Source organism: Oscillospiraceae bacterium MB24-C1, assembly GCA_030913685.1.
Classification (GTDB): domain Bacteria; phylum Bacillota; class Clostridia; order Oscillospirales; family Ruminococcaceae; genus Yanshouia.
In genome coordinates this window covers 1,651,521-1,670,427 of sequence record CP133187.1, presented here as the reverse complement: position 1 = coordinate 1,670,427, position 18,907 = coordinate 1,651,521, and the positions used below count along the sequence as shown (strand labels likewise).

General features: G+C 49.3%; 14 protein-coding genes and 1 tRNA gene. 7 read left to right on the top strand and 8 right to left on the bottom strand.

From position 1 onward, the window contains the following. Positions 1 to 9: 9 nt before the first annotated feature. From RBH76_07970 to RBH76_07955, 4 genes are all read left to right on the top strand, one after another. The gene (locus tag RBH76_07970; protein WMJ82675.1) at positions 10 to 879 is read left to right on the top strand and encodes a GNAT family N-acetyltransferase; all 870 of its coding nucleotides are present in this window, start codon (positions 10 to 12) and stop codon (positions 877 to 879) included. Beyond that, complete coding sequence (locus RBH76_07965) at positions 857 to 2,242, top strand: MATE family efflux transporter (protein ID WMJ82674.1); 1,386 nt, start codon at positions 857 to 859, stop codon at positions 2,240 to 2,242. Before RBH76_07970 ends, RBH76_07965 begins: the two co-directional genes overlap by 23 nt. Positions 2,243 to 2,333: 91 nt before the next feature. Continuing rightward, positions 2,334 to 2,696 carry a BlaI/MecI/CopY family transcriptional regulator gene (locus RBH76_07960; protein ID WMJ82673.1) on the top strand — a complete coding sequence of 121 codons (363 nt, stop codon included), beginning with the start codon at positions 2,334 to 2,336 and terminating at the stop codon, positions 2,694 to 2,696. A gap of 35 nt (positions 2,697 to 2,731) precedes the next feature. Beyond that, on the top strand, positions 2,732 to 5,359 hold the full coding sequence (locus tag RBH76_07955; GenBank protein ID WMJ85218.1) for a M56 family metallopeptidase: 2,628 nt from the start codon (positions 2,732 to 2,734) through the stop codon (positions 5,357 to 5,359). A 215-nt stretch (positions 5,360 to 5,574) separates the two neighbouring features. Here RBH76_07955 and RBH76_07950 read toward each other — a convergent pair. The 8 genes from RBH76_07950 to lepA all read right to left on the bottom strand — a co-directional run bounded on the left by RBH76_07950 (position 5,575) and on the right by lepA (position 13,570). Further along, a tRNA-Ser gene (locus tag RBH76_07950) sits at positions 5,575 to 5,663 on the bottom strand. A 162-nt stretch (positions 5,664 to 5,825) separates the two neighbouring features. Next, positions 5,826 to 8,192 (bottom strand): homocysteine S-methyltransferase family protein, encoded by a 2,367-nt coding sequence (locus tag RBH76_07945; protein ID WMJ82672.1) that lies wholly within the window; start codon positions 8,190 to 8,192, stop codon positions 5,826 to 5,828. 4 nt (positions 8,193 to 8,196) lie between these two features. Next, positions 8,197 to 8,892 carry a hypothetical protein gene (locus RBH76_07940; GenBank protein WMJ82671.1) on the bottom strand — a complete coding sequence of 232 codons (696 nt, stop codon included), beginning with the start codon at positions 8,890 to 8,892 and terminating at the stop codon, positions 8,197 to 8,199. Beyond that, positions 8,889 to 9,776, bottom strand: coding sequence for a methylenetetrahydrofolate reductase [NAD(P)H] (gene metF / locus RBH76_07935; GenBank protein ID WMJ82670.1), 888 nt, complete (start codon positions 9,774 to 9,776; stop codon positions 8,889 to 8,891). The genes RBH76_07940 and metF overlap by 4 nt, the downstream gene beginning before the upstream one ends. Next, positions 9,773 to 10,111: a cupin domain-containing protein gene (locus tag RBH76_07930; protein WMJ82669.1), complete on the bottom strand. Its 339-nt coding sequence runs from the start codon at positions 10,109 to 10,111 to the stop codon at positions 9,773 to 9,775. The genes metF and RBH76_07930 overlap by 4 nt, the downstream gene beginning before the upstream one ends. Before the next feature lie 11 nt (positions 10,112 to 10,122). Then, positions 10,123 to 10,650, bottom strand: coding sequence for a hypothetical protein (locus RBH76_07925; protein ID WMJ82668.1), 528 nt, complete (start codon positions 10,648 to 10,650; stop codon positions 10,123 to 10,125). A 32-nt stretch (positions 10,651 to 10,682) separates the two neighbouring features. After that, on the bottom strand, positions 10,683 to 11,765 hold the full coding sequence (gene hemW, locus RBH76_07920; protein ID WMJ82667.1) for a radical SAM family heme chaperone HemW: 1,083 nt from the start codon (positions 11,763 to 11,765) through the stop codon (positions 10,683 to 10,685). Further along, entirely contained in the window at positions 11,762 to 13,570 is a 1,809-nt protein-coding gene (lepA, locus tag RBH76_07915; protein WMJ82666.1) for a translation elongation factor 4, read from the bottom strand. Before lepA ends, hemW begins: the two co-directional genes overlap by 4 nt. Before the next feature lie 787 nt (positions 13,571 to 14,357). On the opposite strand from lepA, the gene RBH76_07910 reads away from it, so the two are divergent. The 3 genes from RBH76_07910 to RBH76_07900 all read left to right on the top strand — a co-directional run bounded on the left by RBH76_07910 (position 14,358) and on the right by RBH76_07900 (position 18,900). Beyond that, complete coding sequence (locus RBH76_07910; GenBank protein WMJ82665.1) at positions 14,358 to 15,875, top strand: 4Fe-4S dicluster domain-containing protein; 1,518 nt, start codon at positions 14,358 to 14,360, stop codon at positions 15,873 to 15,875. A 146-nt stretch (positions 15,876 to 16,021) separates the two neighbouring features. Next, positions 16,022 to 17,194 (top strand): NADP-dependent malic enzyme, encoded by a 1,173-nt coding sequence (locus RBH76_07905; GenBank protein ID WMJ82664.1) that lies wholly within the window; start codon positions 16,022 to 16,024, stop codon positions 17,192 to 17,194. 206 nt (positions 17,195 to 17,400) lie between these two features. Beyond that, a complete protein-coding gene (locus RBH76_07900) occupies positions 17,401 to 18,900 on the top strand; it encodes a phosphomannomutase/phosphoglucomutase (GenBank protein WMJ82663.1) in 1,500 nt (499 codons plus the stop codon). The last annotated feature ends 7 nt before the right edge of the window (positions 18,901 to 18,907 follow it).

Genomic DNA, 18,907 nt, shown 5'->3' with positions numbered 1-18,907 from the left:
GGCGCTGCAATGCGGAAAATAGTGAATGTTACAGAAGTCATAAATTACATTGAAGAACACCTTGCCGATAAATTAAACTTAGAGATGGTTTCTAAAGCTGTTCATTACTCGAAATATTACATACATCGCATTTTTTCAGAAACGGTTGGTTTATCTATACATGACTATGTACAACGCCGCCAATTAACCGAAGCTGCAAAGCTACTTGTATTCTCGGACAAACCAATTATTGAGATTGCACTTATAGCCGGATATGAAAGTCAGCAGGCGTTTACTGCGATTTTCAAAGCAATGTATAAAAAATCTCCCAATCAATATCGCGAAGCTGAAGAGTTTTACCCATTGCAGCTACGGTATATTTTGAATGAGGAACCTACAAAAATAAAGGCTGAAATCAACTGGATAACGGATATTACTATTGCCACAATCAACGATGTTCAGCAATGGATGGATTTCGTCTATCTTGTTATTGACGGATTTCCATGCTTGAATGAAGACGAATATATCGAATCGTTAAAAAAAGCTATTCTAAAAAAACAAGCATTGCTATTAAAAGATAAGGATATAGTTATTGGCGCAATGGTGCTTAATGTTGATACTGGGAGCATTGATTTTCTAGGAGTCCACCCACAATATAGAAAGAATGGAATAGCAAAAGCTTTCCTTCAAAAAGCATTTAACGAATTGTTAAAAGATACGTCTATAAGCATTACAACATTTCGTGAGGGCGATAAAGCCGACCCAGGATACCGGGATGTATTTAAGAAACTTGGATTTGCAGAAGCAGAATTGCTAGTGGAATTTGGATATCCGACCCAAAAGTTCACCCTGCAAAAAGAAGATTTAGAGGTGAATAATGGTGAACGACACACTATCTGAAAACTTTAAAAATCCATTAGCTGAAAATTATAATATGCGGTCATTGCTGCGTTTTGCGTTCCCTACCATCGCCATGATGATTTTTATGGGACTGTATACAATTGGGGATACCATTATTACAGCCCGGTTTGTAAATACAGATGCATTGTCCGCTATAAACATCATTACGCCAGTAATTAATATTATTGTAGGGCTTAGTACAATGTTAGCAACAGGCGGCAGCGCAATTGTGGCCAGAAAGATGGGGGCGGGCGATAATAAGCGCGCGTCTCAGGATTTTACGCTCATCGTTTTAACCGGTGCCAGTCTAGGCCTTGCTATTGCTTTTTTAGGCAGTGTTTTTATTGATAAAATTATTTTGGGACTTGGGGCAAGTACGGTCTTATTCCCATATTGCAAAGACTATTTGTTTATTTTGTTGCTTTTTGCGCCTGCAAGTATGATGCAAGTGCTATTTCAGAACTTAATTGTTACGGCAGGAAAACCTGGTTTTGGAATGGTCTTGGCAGTGGGTGCTGGCGCTATCAATGTATTACTTGATTACATTTTTATAGTTCCATTAAAAATGGGAATTGCCGGTTCGGCCCTTGGTACGGGAATTGGATACCTGATGCCAACCGTGATCGGAATTGCGTTTTTTATGGATACAAAAGGAACTCTAAAATTTCAAAAACCAGTGCTTGATTTCGCAGTTTTATGGGAAACCAGTTCAAACGGTTTTTCTGAAATGGTAAGCCAAGTTGCAACAGCTGTAACCATATTCTTATTTAACGTTACAATGATGAGGTTACTTGGCGAAAACGGTGTTGCCGCAATAACCATTATTATATATACACAGTTTATGCTAACGACTTTATATATTGGCTTTTCAATGGGGGTTGCTCCTATTATTAGTTATAATTATGGTAGCGAAGACTTTGACCGCTTAAAAAAAATACTTCGAATTTGCGTGACTTTTATTTGTATGGTATCAATTGCAGTCTTTATTTTTGCGATGTTACTGGGCTCTCCTTTAGTGAGCATTTTCTCACCAGAAGGTACACCAGTATATCAAATAGCAAGGCAGGGATTTTTGATTTTTCCTATAAGTTTTTTATTTTGTGGTTTTAATATTTTTGCTTCGGCTATGTTTACAGCCTTATCAAATGGAAAAGCATCAGCAGTCATTTCTACCTCGCGGACATTCGTTTTTATTACTTTAGCGTTGTTAACACTTCCAAAACTCTTTCATGTAATGGGCGTTTGGATTGCAGTTCCGCTCGCTGAATTTATAACTGTTTTTATATCAATCGGCCTTATTATAAAGAATAAGAAGAAATACTATTATTTGCAGGAGTCTCAGGATTGGTTAAAACTCTTATAGGTAAAGTAAAAATGTATTGACAATTTGGTCTAATAGCGTTAGACTTACATTAGTCTAACGCTATTAGACTTTTTGTCAGGAGGTTTACTATATGGCAACTTATAAACTCGGAGAAATGGAACAGCGGTTTGCAGATTTGATTTGGCAGCGCGAGCCGATTTCCTCCGGCGAGCTTGTAAAGCTCTGCGATACGGAGTTTGGCTGGAAAAAATCCACGACGTACACCATGCTCAAACGGCTGTGTGATAGAGGAATATTTGATAACCAAAAGGGAACGGTTGCGGCGTTAATCCCTCATGAAGATTTTTTAGCCATGCAGGGCGAACAGTTTTTAACGGAAACGTTTGGCGGATCTCTGCCGCAGTTTCTTACCGCTTTCACCCGCAGAAATAAATTGAGCGAAAAAGAAATTCTGGAAATACAACGCTTGATTGACACACATAAGGAGGGGTAGCCGTGCTGGATACAGTTTTTTTAAAGGTCTTAAATATGAGCTATACCGCCAGCTATGTCATACTTGCTGTTATATTGGTAAGGCTTTTGCTCAAAAAAGCGCCCAAGAGCTTTTCCTACGCGCTGTGGAGCGTAGTCTTATTTCGGCTCATCTGCCCATGGTCATTTGAAAGTGCTTTTAGCCTGCTATCGATAGGAGGGAGAACTACAGAGCAGTTTCAGCCTTTTCCCGAGCAATTTGTTACGCTGGGAACAGTCCGTAGCCATGTGGACACTAACGGTGGAGGGATGATTCCATCCTCTGTTTCTCCTGCGCCGAAAGAACCTCTTTTTGAAAATATCTTCACATTGATTTGGCTCATAGGGATAGCGGCTTTGCTGATATACAGCGTAGTTATGCTGCTTAAATTGAAAAAACAGCTCAAAGGAGCTGTGCATGACACGGAGAATATCTACCTTTCTGCCAACTTGGCCACCCCCTTTGTCATGAGAGCGGTCTGGCCCAGAATCTATCTTCCTCTGTCGCTTTCCGAAACGGAAAAGCATTACATTATGCTTCACGAGCAGACGCATATCCGCAGGTTTGATCATCTTATCAAGCTTGTCAGCTTTCTTGTGCTCTGTATCCATTGGTTCAACCCATTGGCATGGGTGGCGTTTTTCCTCTCTGGTCGGGATATGGAAATGTCCTGCGATGAAACGGTTATCAAAAAACTGGGCAGTGAAGTGAAGAAAGAATACTCATCCTCACTGCTCTCTCTTGCTACAGGACGGCGAATGATCGGCGGTATTCCTTTGGCCTTTGGCGAGGGGGATACAAAAAGCCGCATTCAAAATGTGCTGAATTATAAAAAGCTGCCTTTCTGGATTGCAGTCGAAGCCATCGTACTATGCGGCGTTCTGATTGTCGGCCTTATGGCAAATCCTCACAGCAAAGAAATTATTATGGTGAATGATACTCTATACGAAAAAAGCGGTGAAACCGTCAGCGAGCTCCCCTTAAACACCTTCGAAATCGGAGTTTTGGGCAGCATTCTGCACACCGCCAGCAGTATGCCGGAACACAATTTTCAAGGCGCGGGGCTGGATGAAAAATATGCGGGAAACCGCATATTTCAGAGCGGTCCCGATGACGACATCATTTATCTGGAGGATTTTGAAGGGTTTTTCATTGCATTTGAGGCGCAGTCTCCTCCTGCATGGCGTAGCACTGTGGTAGCTGTTTCATTTCCCGCACATTCTGAAAACGAATCCTTCGCCGGTAAAACCGAGCCGTTTGCTGCAAAATTTCTTCTCCCAAATGGCTGGGAAGTCAGACAGCCGAATGCGAATAGCGATCAGGGTGTTGGCTATTTCAGTTCCAATTTTCTTATCGAGATGCACCTGTATCATGATGATTTATTCGTGGGTCAGATTGGTTTTAACGGGTTTGAGCCTTATGAAGGAGAAGTCCCCGCGGAGGATTACTATAAAACCGTCTATTCTGTGCTTCGCCTTGGCAGCATGTATACTTGGGACGCCTATACCCCTGTTAACACAACGGAAACCTTTGAGGCGGCAGTTGCTACGGTCAGCTACCTGAATGAAACGGAAGTTGAAAAGCATCCCGGCGCCATGCCCGACGTACCAGTGACGGAAGTTCCGGGCGTCCTTGCCTATGACAAAAACCTGAAGGTGTATATGGGAATCCAATTTATCCGTGATGTCGTGACACAGCAGCAAGCGGAGCAGATTGCTTCAAGCGTCCGCTTCACAGCAGCGTCTGAACAATCCACACCAGCAGCACAATCCTCTGCGGGGCTTGAACAACAGACTGAGATTACCTTTTTTGTCAAGCCTGATGAGCCTGCACAGGTCATCGGGGAAACCGCGGCTAACATCTGGCTAAAGTCTTATATGGGAGAAAATGTTTCCCCAACAGAGCGGATTGCAGACTACACAATCAATGCGGTCACGGTGATTGCGGGAGACCCCAACGAAGGGCAACGCTGGTCAGATATGGCGTATCAATATGTGGTGCGTGTGGATTACGATATTACAACCGCTTCCGAGGAATACTTTGCCCCCGGCGACGGAGCCTCCGGCAAAGGAATGTTTCAGGGCTTGTTCCGCGAGCTATGTGTAAAGGCTTTAGGTAACAGCAACTTTGAGATTGTAAGTATAGGAACCGGCGGTGGAGAGCAGGAATTTGCCACGCAGGAGGAAAGGGTGTATTTTCGAAATCTCCCCACAGATCAGGAAGCGCTGTACCAACGTCTGGCACAGCGCGGACTCAGGGAATGGCAGATTCATACGCTGACCAACACGGGCTTTAATTTTGAAGAAATGCTGCAACTGTCCGACGGGGAAATCACCAAAATCCTTGCGCCAGGTTCCTCCTTTATGGGAGATACGATGAGTGAAGATGAATTTTACAAGCTTGTGGATTCCGGTATTGCAGAAAATGATATATACATCCTGCAAAGCCTTGGATATGATTATGATTCCATCGTCTCTTTAACGCCGGAGCAAATGGATTTTATTTTTCCAAACACCGAGCTCGTTGATAACCTCGTTGCACTTGGATACGATAGAAACATGGTAGAAGTGTCTGGGTTTCTTTATGAGGGAGGCTGGGAAACATACAAAGAACTACTTGATGAAGTGTTTAAAGCACACCCATAGTAGGCAATCGTCTAACACCATGTACCTTGTCTTAAAATAGATATAAAAGTGCCCACAATCATTTTCAAGTGATTGTGGGCATTTATGACGATAATACTGCCTCGGCTTACTATTTTGATATACCATTCTTTATGAGAACATCTCATTTAGCGACTATCAGCAAGAGTACCACGAATATAAGAAAACCCCACGTAAATCAAACGTGGGGTTTTTATTGGCGGAGCGGGTGGGATTCGAACCCACGGACGGTTGCCCGTCAACTGATTTCGAGTCAGTCCCGTTATGACCACTTCGATACCGCTCCGTATTAAATTGATGCAAATATATTCGCCGCTGCTATGTCATTTTTACCAAAAATATAATGAAGCATGCCCTGATATACTTGATCAACGCCTAAACATTATATCTCAATACAAATGAAAAGTCAATCAAAAACATACAAAGCAGCGGCGGCAGTACCAAACAATTATGTGTCAAAAACAATTTTTGCAGCCGAAACCGTAGCAGAAGCATCCTTCGCATAATAATGCGCACCTATGGCTGCGGCATAATCTGCGGTGAGTACCGCACCGCCAACCACCACACGGCAATCAGGGCACTGTGCGCCAAGCAATCTAATGGTTTCCTCCATGGCGGGCAACGTGGTGGTCATCAGAGCGGAAAGGCCGCAAAGCGTAGCTTGGGCTGACTTGACAGCTTCAACAACTGTTGTGGGTGGCACGTCGCGCCCTAGGTCTATAATGCGGTACCCGTAATTTTCGAGAACGGCCCGCACAATATTTTTGCCGATGTCATGAATATCGCCCTGAACCGTTGCCAGCACGATTGTGCCGCGGTTGGCCTGTTCGCTTTTAGATTCCGCGATTCTTTCGCGCACCACATCGAAAGCGGCCTTGGCTGCGCCCGCCGAACGGATAAGCTGGGGCAAAAAGATTTCATTTTTCTCATAACGTTTGCCCACATCATCAAGCGTTGGAATTAGAATATCGGCAATGAGCGATTCGGGCGTAGTGGATTCCAACAGACTGCGCGCCGATTGTTTTGCCTGCTGCTCTAACCCGGCGTGGATAGCCGACGCGACATCGCCCTTTGCACTTTTTTCTGGAACAGCGACAGGCTGTGCGGTGGTTTGCGCAAACCGTTGGATATAATCTTCACCGTTTGCATCATAGCCAAACAGCATGCGAAAAACAGAAAGTGCCTCCATCATGCCGGCGTCGGCAGGGTTGATAATCGACAGGTTAAGTCCCGCTTGCAATGCCAGGGTGAAAAACGTTCGGTTAACAAGGTCTCGTCGGGGCAGGCCGAAAGACACATTAGAAACGCCCAGCGCAGTTTTGACACCCAACGCATGCACCTGTCGTACTGCCTCGAGCGTGATTTGGGCGTTGCGCTGGTCGGCGCCGACTGTCATAGTCAGGCAGTCGATAATAACATGCTCACGGGGAATGCCCGCGTGTTCACAGCGCGTGATAATTTTCTTGGCGATCTCCACGCGCCCCTCGGCCGTTTCCGGTATGCCGCTTTGATCCAGCGTGAGCCCGACAACCGCAGCACCATATTTTTTTACGACCGGCAACAACCGATCTAACACCTCGTCCTTTCCGTTGACCGAGTTGACGACGGCGCGACCGTTATAAACCCTTAAACCGGCCTCAATTGCGTCGGGATTGGAAGAATCAATCTGCAGCGGCAGTGGGCAGACCGACTGAATGGCCTTAACGACTTTGGCCATCATGGCGGGCTCGTCAATACCAGGTAGACCGACGTTGACATCGAGCATCTGTGCGCCATCCTCCTGTTGGGCGACAGCCTGACGCAGAATATAGCCCATGTCAGAATCGGCCAGTGCTTGTTTAAGAAGCTTTTTGCCGGTTGGATTCAGCCGCTCCCCAACGACGATCGGCGCATCCAGCAGAACCGAAACCGTGGATGAGCATGCAGCACAGGGAACGGTTTTTGGCGCGGGAATCGGCGTCATGACGTTAGCTGTTTGGGTAAGCGCAAAGATATATTCCGGTGTGGTGCCACAGCAGCCGCCAACAACCGACGCACCACAGGCAATCAGGGTGCGCATGCCATCCGCAAACTGCTCGTCGGATAAATCGTAGCCGCCGCCCGCATTGGGAAGTCCGGCGTTCGGCTTTGCAGCGATGGGTAGCCGTGTCCAACGGCGTAACTCGGTGATGATCTCGCCCAATTGTAGCGGACCCACCGAACAATTGACGCCAATAACGTCGGCGCCGTGGCCTTCCAACGTCAGAGCCATAGCGGGAATATCACAGCCGGTAAAGGTTCTGCCCCCCGCCTCAAAAGTCATAGTCACTATCACGGGCAGGTTGCAACATTCCTTGGCGGCCAGCAGCGCAGCCTTGGCTTCATAGACATCCATCATCGTCTCAATCGCAATCAGATCCACGCCGGCTTTCACGCCTGCCCTAATCTGTTGGGTAAAGAGTTCAACGGCGCGCTCAAAGGGCATAGTGCCCAGCGGTTCTAGAAGTTCGCCTAATGGGCCGATATCCAGCGCAACCATGCCGTCAAAGGGGGCGGCCGCACGTCGGGCGCAACCTACGGCCGCTGAAATCACGTCGTCAACACTGTGGCCGGTGCCCTCCAGCTTAGGTGAACTGGCCGAAAAAGTGTTGGTGTAAACGATATGGCTGCCCGCCTTGAAGTAAGCGGCATGAATATCTTCAATGACCTTAGGGTTGGTTATGCACAGCAGCGACGGGTTTTCACCCGGATTGAGCCCTGAACGCTGCAGCATCGTACCCATGGCACCGTCGATGAAGATAATCTGTTTATTAAGCGCCTCTAAAAAACGGTTCATGGAATCAGCCTTTCGTTTTGGATTTACTGTAAGAGCAGCGCCCCGCCATGTTGCAGGCAGAGCAGCCCGGTTTTGTGACAGAAGGGGTGAAAGTGTCTCTGATCGTGCAAATATCCGAAATTCCAATGATGGCGGTGACGGATTTTATCGGAGAAAGCAGCAGCGAACTGCCGACCGTAAGGCCAAGCAGACGGCGCGCATCAAGTAACTCAAGCAACTTTGGTTGTAACACCAAGGGCAGATCACCATAGCCCGGCGAAAAGCGGAAGGTCGCAGCGTTCGGCTCAGCTAGTAACAGTTCTCGCCCGCGTTCGGTGGCATGGTCGGCCAAATCTTCAATGGCAGTAGTGGCACAGGCGTCCAGCAGCAGTGCCTGATAGGGGGTGGTCTGTCCTGCGATTGAGATATGGCGATCCACTGCAAAGCCGAGCGTCACCGCTAAAAGCATACATCGGTTACAGCCCTTTAAATGTCGCGCGATGGCAGCTCCAGGTAGGGTAAGTCCGCCGCAAACCGGCTGCTCTTCCTCCTGCCAACAAAGCGGGAGCACAACCGCCGCCGCAGCAGGCGCAGCAAGCGTCAGAATTTTATCGGCGGCCGCAGTCAGGTCATCGGAAAGGGATGTGTCTTCACGGCTTCTCAAATATCGGAGCGCCTCGCTTTGGTCGATGGCCAGCGGGCGGGAAAGAGGTAACCTCACGGCGTCTCCCCATTGGATGAAGCCAGAATGTTCGCAATACTTTTATGGATAGTTTCTGCAATGATCGGATTATTCATGGTGTAAAGATGTACACCTGAAACACCGCTGGCAATCAGATCGACAATCTGTTCGGTCGCGTAACATAGCCCCGCGTCAAACAACGCCTGTGGATTGTCCCCGTAACGCGCCATGATTTTAGCGAATTTTTGAGGCAGCTTAGCTCCACAGAGCGACACCATGCGCTCAATTTGCTTGACGTTAACTACCGGCATAATACCGGCCTGAATCGGCACTTTGATATTTTCTTTATCACACAGCTCAGCCATGCGCAAAAAGTCTTCATTGTCAAAGAAAAGCTGCGAAACAAGGTGCGATGCGCCCAGAGCAACCTTTTCTTTAAGATATTTGATATCTTGCTGAGCGTTGTCGCTATCGGGGTGGCCCTCCGGGTAGCAGGCCGCAGCAATATCAAACCCGCCGCGCGCACTGATGTGCGCGATTAAATCGGTTGCGTACGCAAAATGGGGCGAAGGTTCGGCTTCGGCCACTCTGTCGCCGCGTAGCGCCAGAATATTTTCTATCTTTTCCTTCTCCAGCGCGTCCAACATAGCATCAACCTGGCTGCGGGTGGAATTGATACAGGTTAAATGGGCTAACGGGGTGATGCCACAGTTGTTTTGTATGTGGGACACGAGCGCACAGGTGACCTTCTGCTGAGCCAGAGAACCGCCGGCACCGTAGGTGACGCTGATGTAATCAGGCTTTAGCGAAGAGAGGCGATCCATCGTAGCATAAAGGCTTTCGACAGGACGGTCGCGCTTGGGCGGAAAAATCTCCAGCGAAAAAGTCAGCGGTTTTTTGCGGCATATTTCAGAAATTTTCATGGTCGGTTCTCCTGTGGTGTAGGTTGATTAAAGCGTCCGAATATGCAAAGCCACACGCAGGGTGGGGCGTGACTGGTGGCTTCAACGCGGTGCCTTAAATGTGCGGGAATAAACAGCATATCTCCAGCGGTCAGGAAAACCTGACAGCGCTCAAAGCTCAGCAGGGCGCTGCCTGAAATCAGGCAGACCAACTCATCTTCGGCCTGGTCGTACCAAAAGTCCTTGGGAGAATGGTGCCCCTGTGATACGGTGCGCTCTATCCGACAACTATCGGATAACGCCAGCAGCTGGCAAAATTCCTCCGGGGTTCTTTCGGGAATCGAAAACAGATTCATAAACATGCCCTCTATTTATCAATGTGCAGCATAGCTGCAAATTCCGCAGGAAGGTTGCGCAAGGTGTCAAATAACGTGCCGACGGCCTGTTCAAACTCATCAGCCTGACGTTTCATCGCATCGGTCGAAGATTTTCGGATAATATTTAGCTTTTTGTCCAGTGTTTTTTCGATGGCAGCGCGAACATCAGGGTCGGAAGTTTTTTTCATGCGCTCCATCAGCTCGGTACACTCCTTCAGGGCGGCGCGCAAATCGTCCTCATCCGCCTGAATAAAGCGACGGCGCATAGCCTCGTTTTCAGCGGGGCTAAGAAAGTTCATCTCAAGAAGCACCGCGTCGCCTGAAAAACTCTGAATTTTTTTGCGCAACATATCCAACGCTGCCAAACTCTCTTTGTTGTTGGGCAAAAGGGCCATACCGGGGCGTAAGGTCTGCGCGCGCAGTGCGCGTAGTTTACGCCAGACAAATACGCGAGCTTTTGTGGGGGTGGCGGGAACTGAATATACAAGCGCAATCCATTCTGTTTTGGCAGACGGCATGCTGTTTCCCCTCCCCAAATTGTTTTATGATGCTATAGCAAAGCGGAAATTACCGCATTAGAAAGTAAAAATCCCTGTGCAGTCAGCGAAATGCCCATATCATCTAATGTGAGCAGTCCAGCATCACCAAGCGGTGAGGCCTTTTTCTTAATCTGATCAACAAAATTAGTAGAAAAAGAATCGAAGCGGATGCCCTCGCTCAGTCGCAACCCCAGCATCAGACGTTCATTTTCGTCACCGCCCGAACCGTCATAAACGGTGATATCCCATGGGCTTTCTGCGGTGGTGAAGGCGGCGAAATTCCGCGGGAAATAAAAGCGCCTACCATTGTAAAAAGAATGTGCAGCGGGCCCGATGCCCAGATAGGGCTGGCAGCGCCAATATTTAAGATTGTGCAAGCTTTGCGCACTGTCGCCCTTTGAAAAGTTTGAGATTTCATATTGGGCAAAGCCGTGCTGTAGACAGCTCTCCACCATTTTAAGATAACAGTCGGCGGCAAAATCCTCATCCGGATCAGCGTAGTGTTTGGCGAAAAAAGTGCCCTGCTCAATTTTCAAGAGATAAGCCGACAAATGGTCGATCGGCAACGCGGCCAGCGCCTTGATAGACGCGTCGACTTCTTCGATACGCTGCCCCGGCACCGCCAGCATCAAGTCGGCCGAAATGTGTTCAAAGCCCGCGCGGTCAGCCGCCAGAATCATTTCTTCCGCGCGCCCGGCGGAATGTCTGCGCCCGAGTGTATGCAGCGTCTCGTCATTCATCGACTGTACGCCAAACGAGATGCGGTTAAATCCACCTTCGGTTAATTGACGCAAAAACGACTCATCCACAGCACAGGGGTTTGCTTCTATGGTCACTTCAAGCGGACTTTCGCCGAAACGGTGCTTTAGCGCATTTAACAGCGAAATCAAACGTTCGGCCCCTAATAAAACAGGGGTACCGCCGCCAAAATAGATGGTGTCGGCTTCAAATGTGCCATTAAAACCATCTATCGCTCTGAGAATAGCGGTGAGATATCGATCATAATCCTCGGCAGTACCGCGTTGCGAATAGAAGTCGCAATAAGGGCATTTGGCTGTACAGAATGGGACGTGTAGATAGATGCCCCCGGTCATTCGTCAAGTTTAAGGACCGACATAAACGCCTCCTGCGGTACCTCGACCGAGCCGACCTGGCGCATGCGTTTTTTGCCTTCCTTCTGTTTTTCTAACAGCTTTCTCTTTCGACTGATGTCGCCACCGTAGCACTTGGCCAGCACGTCCTTACGCATAGCTCTCACCGTCTCACGCGCAATGACCTTGCCGCCAACCGCGCCCTGCACAGGGATTTCAAACAGTTGGCGCGGAATGGTATCCTTGAGCTTTTCGCACATGCGCCGCGCACGAGGGTAGGCGCCGTCGGCATGAACGATGAAAGATAGCGCGTCGACTACCTCTCCGTTGAGCAGGATATCGAGCTTGACAAGCTTCGAGGGCTCATATCCCGTCAGCTCATAGTCAAAAGAGGCATAGCCCTTTGTGCGTGATTTCAGCGCATCAAAAAAGTCGTATACCACCTCGTTGAGCGGTAAACGGTAATGCAGCTCGACACGGTCAGCGTCAAGATATTTAGTGTCAAGATAGATGCCACGCCGGCTTTGGCACAACTCCATAATACTGCCGATATAGGCGGCAGGGGTGAAGATACTCGCCTTGATAAACGGTTCCTCGGCCATTTCTATCAACGAGGGATCGGGGTAATTGGTGGGGTTGTCTATACGCAGCCGCGTGCCGTCGGTCAGATTCAGATAATAGACAACCGATGGGGCGGTGGTGATGAGGTCAAGGTTATATTCACGCTCTAGGCGCTCCTGGATGATTTCAAGGTGTAAGAGACCCAAAAAACCGCAGCGGAAACCGAACCCTAAAGCCATCGACGTTTCGGGCTCGAACGAGAGCGAGGCGTCGTTGAGGTTCAGTTTTTCCAGCGCGTCGCGCAGATCGGGATATTTAGCGCCGTCGGCGGGGTAGATGCCGCAGAAAACCATTGGGTTGACTTTGCGGTAGCCGGGCAGCGGAATATCGGCAGGGCGTTCAACGCTGGTTACGGTGTCGCCGACATGTGTATCCTGCACCGTTTTGATCGAGGCGGTAAAATAACCCACTTCACCCGCCGATAGACTACCGGTGGGGACGAGGTTGACGGCACCCATCACACCGCATTCGACAATCTGGAACTGCGCATTTGATGCCATCATCTTAATTTTCATGCCAGTTTTAAGACAGCCTTCTTTCACCCGCACATAGACGATGACACCCTTGTAACTGTCATAGCAGGAATCGAAAATTAACGCCTTGAGCGGCGCTGTGCTGTCACCCTGAGGCGCGGGGATGTCTGAGACCACGCGCTCAAGCACCTCTTCAATACCGATGCCCTGCTTGGCTGATATGCGCGGGGCATCCAATGCGGGGATGCCGATGATGTCCTCCACCTCTTGGCATACGCGGTCGGGGTCTGCGGCGGGCAGATCAATTTTATTGACAATTGGTACGACCTCAAGGTCATGCTCTATGGCGAGATAAGTGTTGGCCAGTGTCTGTGCCTCAATGCCCTGAGAGGCGTCCACGACCAGAAGAGCACCTTCACAGGCGGCCAGTGAGCGGGACACCTCGTAGTTAAAATCGACGTGTCCAGGTGTGTCGATCAGATTAAAGGCATAGGTCTGACCGTCCTTGGCGTTATAGTTGAGACGCACCGCGCGCGATTTGATGGTGATACCGCGCTCACGCTCGATATCCATATTGTCGAGTAGCTGTTCGGACATGTCTCGCCGCGCGATCGTATTGGTTTTCTCCAGGATGCGGTCGGCCAATGTGCTTTTGCCGTGGTCGATATGTGCGATGATGCAGAAGTTTCGGATAAGCTTCTGGGCTTCGGTCATGGTTTAGTCTCCTTCGACTGATAATATCTTTACTAATTATACCACGAACTCTTAATTCATGGAAAAGCCATGCTGTATGGTTTAACTAAAAAACGAAAGCAAGGCGCGTAAACTAAGGGGGTACCATTAAAAGGGCGATACGTGGGTTTAATAACCGCTATAACCATTATATCACAAGAACAAGATATGCAGTTGCATAATTGCCCAGTAAAAGGGGGGCCGTTTTAAGCGGCGCGCCATGGGCATCATTGCATTATTATAGCTGCGTTATAGTTATTATAAAGAGAAAGGCGCGCCATGGCAAATTTGCTTACAAAAAGGCAAAAAATCAGATTGCAAATCGGGCTGCTGACAGCCGCCCGACCATAGCAAATACTTTGCAATTATTATACCACTGTACGCTATGGTTGTGGTTGATAAAAATGTAAAAAAGCTTGTCCCGAACGTCTTGGGACAGCCTATACTATCTGAGGCTTTTTATTATACTAAAATCGCATAGACTCAGCGACAAATTTAACCCCCTCAAATGTCGATGGAAATTTCTTTGTAGAATAGCTGTATTGGGGTTATTATACAATAAAAAGCAAATAAAACGCAACGAAAAGCATAAAAGTAATGTAATTTTAAGGCAAATAAAATATTTACACTTAAATACGTGTAAAATGACAGTTAATCTTGCATTTACCTATTGTAAATGACAGAGTAACTTGCTATAATATCGAGGAATTAAACAAAATTATTGATTAGAAATTATGCGTCATGCACATAAATTGAAGGAGGAGTATTTGTGAGAGGTGTACACACATTTGTAAATGACATCAGGAGAAGTGTTTTTACCGAAATTGCCCGCCTGGCGTATGAAGGCGGTGACTATTCCCGTATTGTTGCGCTGCCTTTTAAAATTATTCCGGGTGAGGTGGCGGCTAACCGCGAGAATATTTTTTTAGAGCGTGCCATTGTTGCTGAACGCTTGCGCTTAGCCATCGGCCTGCCGCTGCGCCCGGTAGCGGAGCACGCTCCGGTCAGCGATGGTATTATCGAGAGCGCCATTGCTAGAAAGTATTATGACCCGCCGCTGGTTAACATTATTTCTTTTGCGTGCAATGCCTGTCCTACAAAGCAGGTGCGGGTGACCGACGCCTGTCAGGGCTGTATTGCCCACCCTTGTCGAGAGGTCTGCCCAAAGGACGCCATCAAAACAGTCAAGGGCAATAAAAGTGTGATTGACCAGAGCAAGTGTATTAAATGTGGCAAATGCATTGAACAGTGCGCCTATAACGCTATCATAAAAATTGAACGCCCCTGCGCTGCGGCTTGCGGTATGGACGCAATTGAAAGTGATGAGTTTGGTCGTGCCAAGATTAACTACGATAAATGTGTCAGCTGTGGCATGTGTCTTGTCAACTGCCCCTTTTCGGCGATTGCGGACAAGAGCCAGATTTTTCAGTTGATTCACGCCATCAAAGAGGGCGATGAGGTCGTTGCGGCGGTGGCCCCGGCGTTTGTCGGCCAGTTCGGAGACAAGGTGACCCCGCAGAAGCTTATGGCGGCGATGAAGGCACTAGGCTTTGCAGACATGGTTGACGTTTCGGTCGGTGCAGATCTGTGCACCATAGAAGAGGCGCATGATTTTCTTGAGAAGGTGCCTGCTGAGCAGCCTTTTATGGCGACGAGCTGCTGCCCGTCGTGGAGCGTAATGGCCAAGAAATTATTCCCCGAATTTGAACCCTATATTTCGATGGCACTCACACCCATGGTTCTGACGGCACGCATGGTCAAAAAGAAGCGGCCTAATGCGCGTGTAGTGTTTATCGGCCCTTGCGCCGCGAAAAAGCTGGAAGCTTCGCGCCGAACTGTGCGCAGCGATGTGGATTTTGTGCTGACTTTTGAAGAGCTTCAGGGCATGTTTGACGCTAAGAACATTGATTTTAATACCATTGAGCCAGTTGAAACAGAGGTGTTTGGTGAATCAACCGGTGCGGGTCGTGGGTTTGCGGTTTCGGGCGGTGTGGCAGGCGCTGTGGCACACGCCATTAAAACCATGCACCCTGACCGCGAAGTGCTGGTGGATTATGCCGACGGCCTGCGTGAATGCCGCAAGATGCTGGCGTTAGCCAAAGCAGGTAAGCGCAACGGATACCTGCTCGAAGGTATGGGTTGTCCTGGCGGCTGCGTGGCGGGCGCCGGCACCATTCAGCCAGTTTATAAAAGTGCGGCAAATGTTTCGCGCTACCAGAGTGGTGCATCGGAGCACAACTCGATGAACTCGCCCTATGCGGCGCAGTTGCACGAGCTGGAAAAATAATTAATATTAGGAGGGATACGGGCAAAGGTTCGCATCCCTCCTTTTTATGTGCTTTATAAAACGATATCCAGTGATTGCAAAAATCGGGGTTGTCCCATATAATACAGTTTATAACATTTATATCTGGCATTTTAGGAGGATTCATTATGGATTACGCACAGGAATCGCTCAAGCTGCACTATGCGCTGCGCGGCAAGCTCGAAACAGTTCCCAAGGTGGCTGTTACCGGCAAGGATGAGCTTTCGCTTGCCTATACCCCCGGCGTTGCTACCCCGTGTCTGGAGATACAAAAGGATCCGGCCAAAAGCTACGAGCTGACCGGCCGCTGGAATACCGTCGCGGTTGTCACCGACGGTTCTGCTGTACTGGGGCTTGGTGACATCGGCCCTGAGGCGGGCATGCCGGTTATGGAGGGCAAATGCGTGCTGTTCAAGGCTTTTGGCGACGTAGACGCCGTACCGCTTTGCATTCGCTCTCAAAAGGTGGAGGATATCGTCAATACAGTCGCGCTGCTGGCGGGCAGCTTTGGCGGTATCAATCTTGAGGATATTGCCGCCCCGCGCTGTTTTGAGATTGAGCGCCAATTAAAGGCGCGCTGTGATATTCCGATCTTTCATGACGATCAGCACGGAACGGCCGTAGTGGTACTGGCTGCTTTAATTAACGCGTTGAAGCTCACCGGAAGAGACATCAAAGATATCAGCGTTGTCACCAGCGGTGCGGGTGCTGCGGGTATTGCCATCATCAAGCTGCTTCAAGCGATGGGGCTTCAGGACGTTGTGATGTGCGATCGCAACGGTGCCATTTATGAGGGCCGTGACGATCTTAATACCGAAAAACAGGAGATGTCGAAAATTTCGAACAAGCTTGGCAAGAAAGGAACGCTTGCAGAGGTTTTGCGCGGTGCGGATGTATTCATTGGCGTTTCGGCACCCGGCACTGTCACCGGCGAGATGGTGCGCACCATGGCCGATAAGGCTATTTTGTTTCCGATGGCGAACCCCATCCCCGAAATTATGCCCGATGAGGCCATTGCCGCGGGCGCTGCGGTGGTGGGTACCGGTCGTTCCGACTTTGCTAACCAGATTAATAACGTTCTGGCGTTCCCGGGCATTTTTCGTGGCGCCTTTGACGTTCGCGCCAGCGACATCAATGACGAGATGAAAATTGCTGCGGCTTACGCACTGGCCGGCCTTGTCTCGGAGGCCGAGCTGTCGGCGGAATATATCATTCCCGCGCCGTTTGACCCGCGCGTTAAGGACGCAGTCGCGAAGGCGGTGGCAGAGGCTGCACGCAAGAGCGGTGTCGCCAGAATTTAACCGATCTATTATGCTGTGGATGGCGTTGGCTGTCCGCAGCATTTTCTTGCGTCTGCACTCCTTACAAAAGCGGTGCTCTTTTTGGTGTACTTTCTGTCATACAAAGAGAAAAAAGATGTTGCAAGGTTGTGTTAAAGGCAAAGTCGTGTATAATAATGCTGTATGAGCGATGCAAGCAGCAACACGAAAAGCGGGGGGAGATACTGATGAACACCAACCTTTCAGCGCTGCAAAACGGCAGCGACATTCGCGGGGTGGCGCTGGCCGTTCCTGGTGGCGCGCCGGTCAGTCTCACGGCGGACATTGCAAACAGAATTGCCATTGCGTTTGTGCAATATGTGGCTAAAAAGGCGGGTAAAAATTGTGAAAGCCTTAAAATTGGTGTGGGGCATGACTCGCGCGTGACGGCAACGGCATTAAAGGAAGCGATACTTTCCGGAATTCTGGCCGCAGGAGCGCAGGCGTTTGATTGTGCAATGGCCTCAACCCCGGCCATGTTTTGCGCCACGGTTTATTCTGAGACCGATTTTGACGGCTCGGTGATGATCACGGCCAGTCACCTGCCGATGGAACGCAACGGTATGAAGCTTTTTGACCGCGACGGTGGGTTTGACAAGCCGGACATTAAGGCGGTGCTCAAAGCGGCGGAACAGATTATCGAACAACATAGCGACAAACAGGCGCAGCCGCTTGATTTAATTTCACTTTATTCAGCCGACCTTTGTCAAAAGATTAAACGCGGCGTTGCTGCGGCGGACTATGACCATCCGCTCGCCGGACTGCACGTCGTGCTGGATGCCGGTAACGGCGCGGGTGGCTTTTTTGCCGAGAAGGTGCTGTTGCCGCTGGGGGCCGACATTTCTGGTAGCCAGTTTTTAGAGCCTGACGGCACTTTCCCGAATCATATGCCGAATCCTGAGAACAAGGCGGCTATGGCGTCAGTGCGCGCGGCAACAGTTAAAAACAATGCCGATCTCGGCATTATCTTTGATACAGACGTCGATCGTATGTCGGCGGTGCTTCCCAATGGCGAAGAGGTCAATCGCGACGCTATTATTGCGATGATGGCAGCGGTTTTAGCGCCCGATTATCCCGGTGCGACGGTCGTCACCGATTCGGTGACGTCGGACAGGCTCACAACATTTTTGGAAAGCGAACTGGGAATGCGGCACCACCGCTTTAAGCGCGGTTATAAAAATGTGATCAATGAGGCGATTCGCCTGAACAAGGAAGGCGTTGTCTGTCCGCTGGCGATCGAAACCTCTGGCCATGGCGCACTGTCGGAAAATTATTTTCTTGACGACGGTGCCTATATGGCGGTCAAGCTTTTAGTGGCCGCTGCGCGAGCAAAGAATCAGGGCAAGCGGTTGGGCGCTCTGATTGAGACGCTACCCGCTGCCTTTGAAGAAAAAGAAGTACGCATCCCGATTGCAGGGGCTGATTTTGCCAAGACCGGTGAAACGGTTCTTAAAGTTTTTGAAGAGCGGGCACGAGAAGCAGGTTATACGGTTGCGCCTAATTCTTATGAGGGCATACGACTGACCTTTCCCGAAGGGTGGGCGCTGTTACGCCTATCACTGCATGATCCGTTGTTGCCGCTGAACGTTGAGGGCAACGCCGAAGGCGACTGCCAGACTTTATTGCGCCGGGTGGCCGGGCTGCTGCAGAGCTTTGATGCACTTGATCTGTCAGTGTTAGAAAAATAGTCTGAGG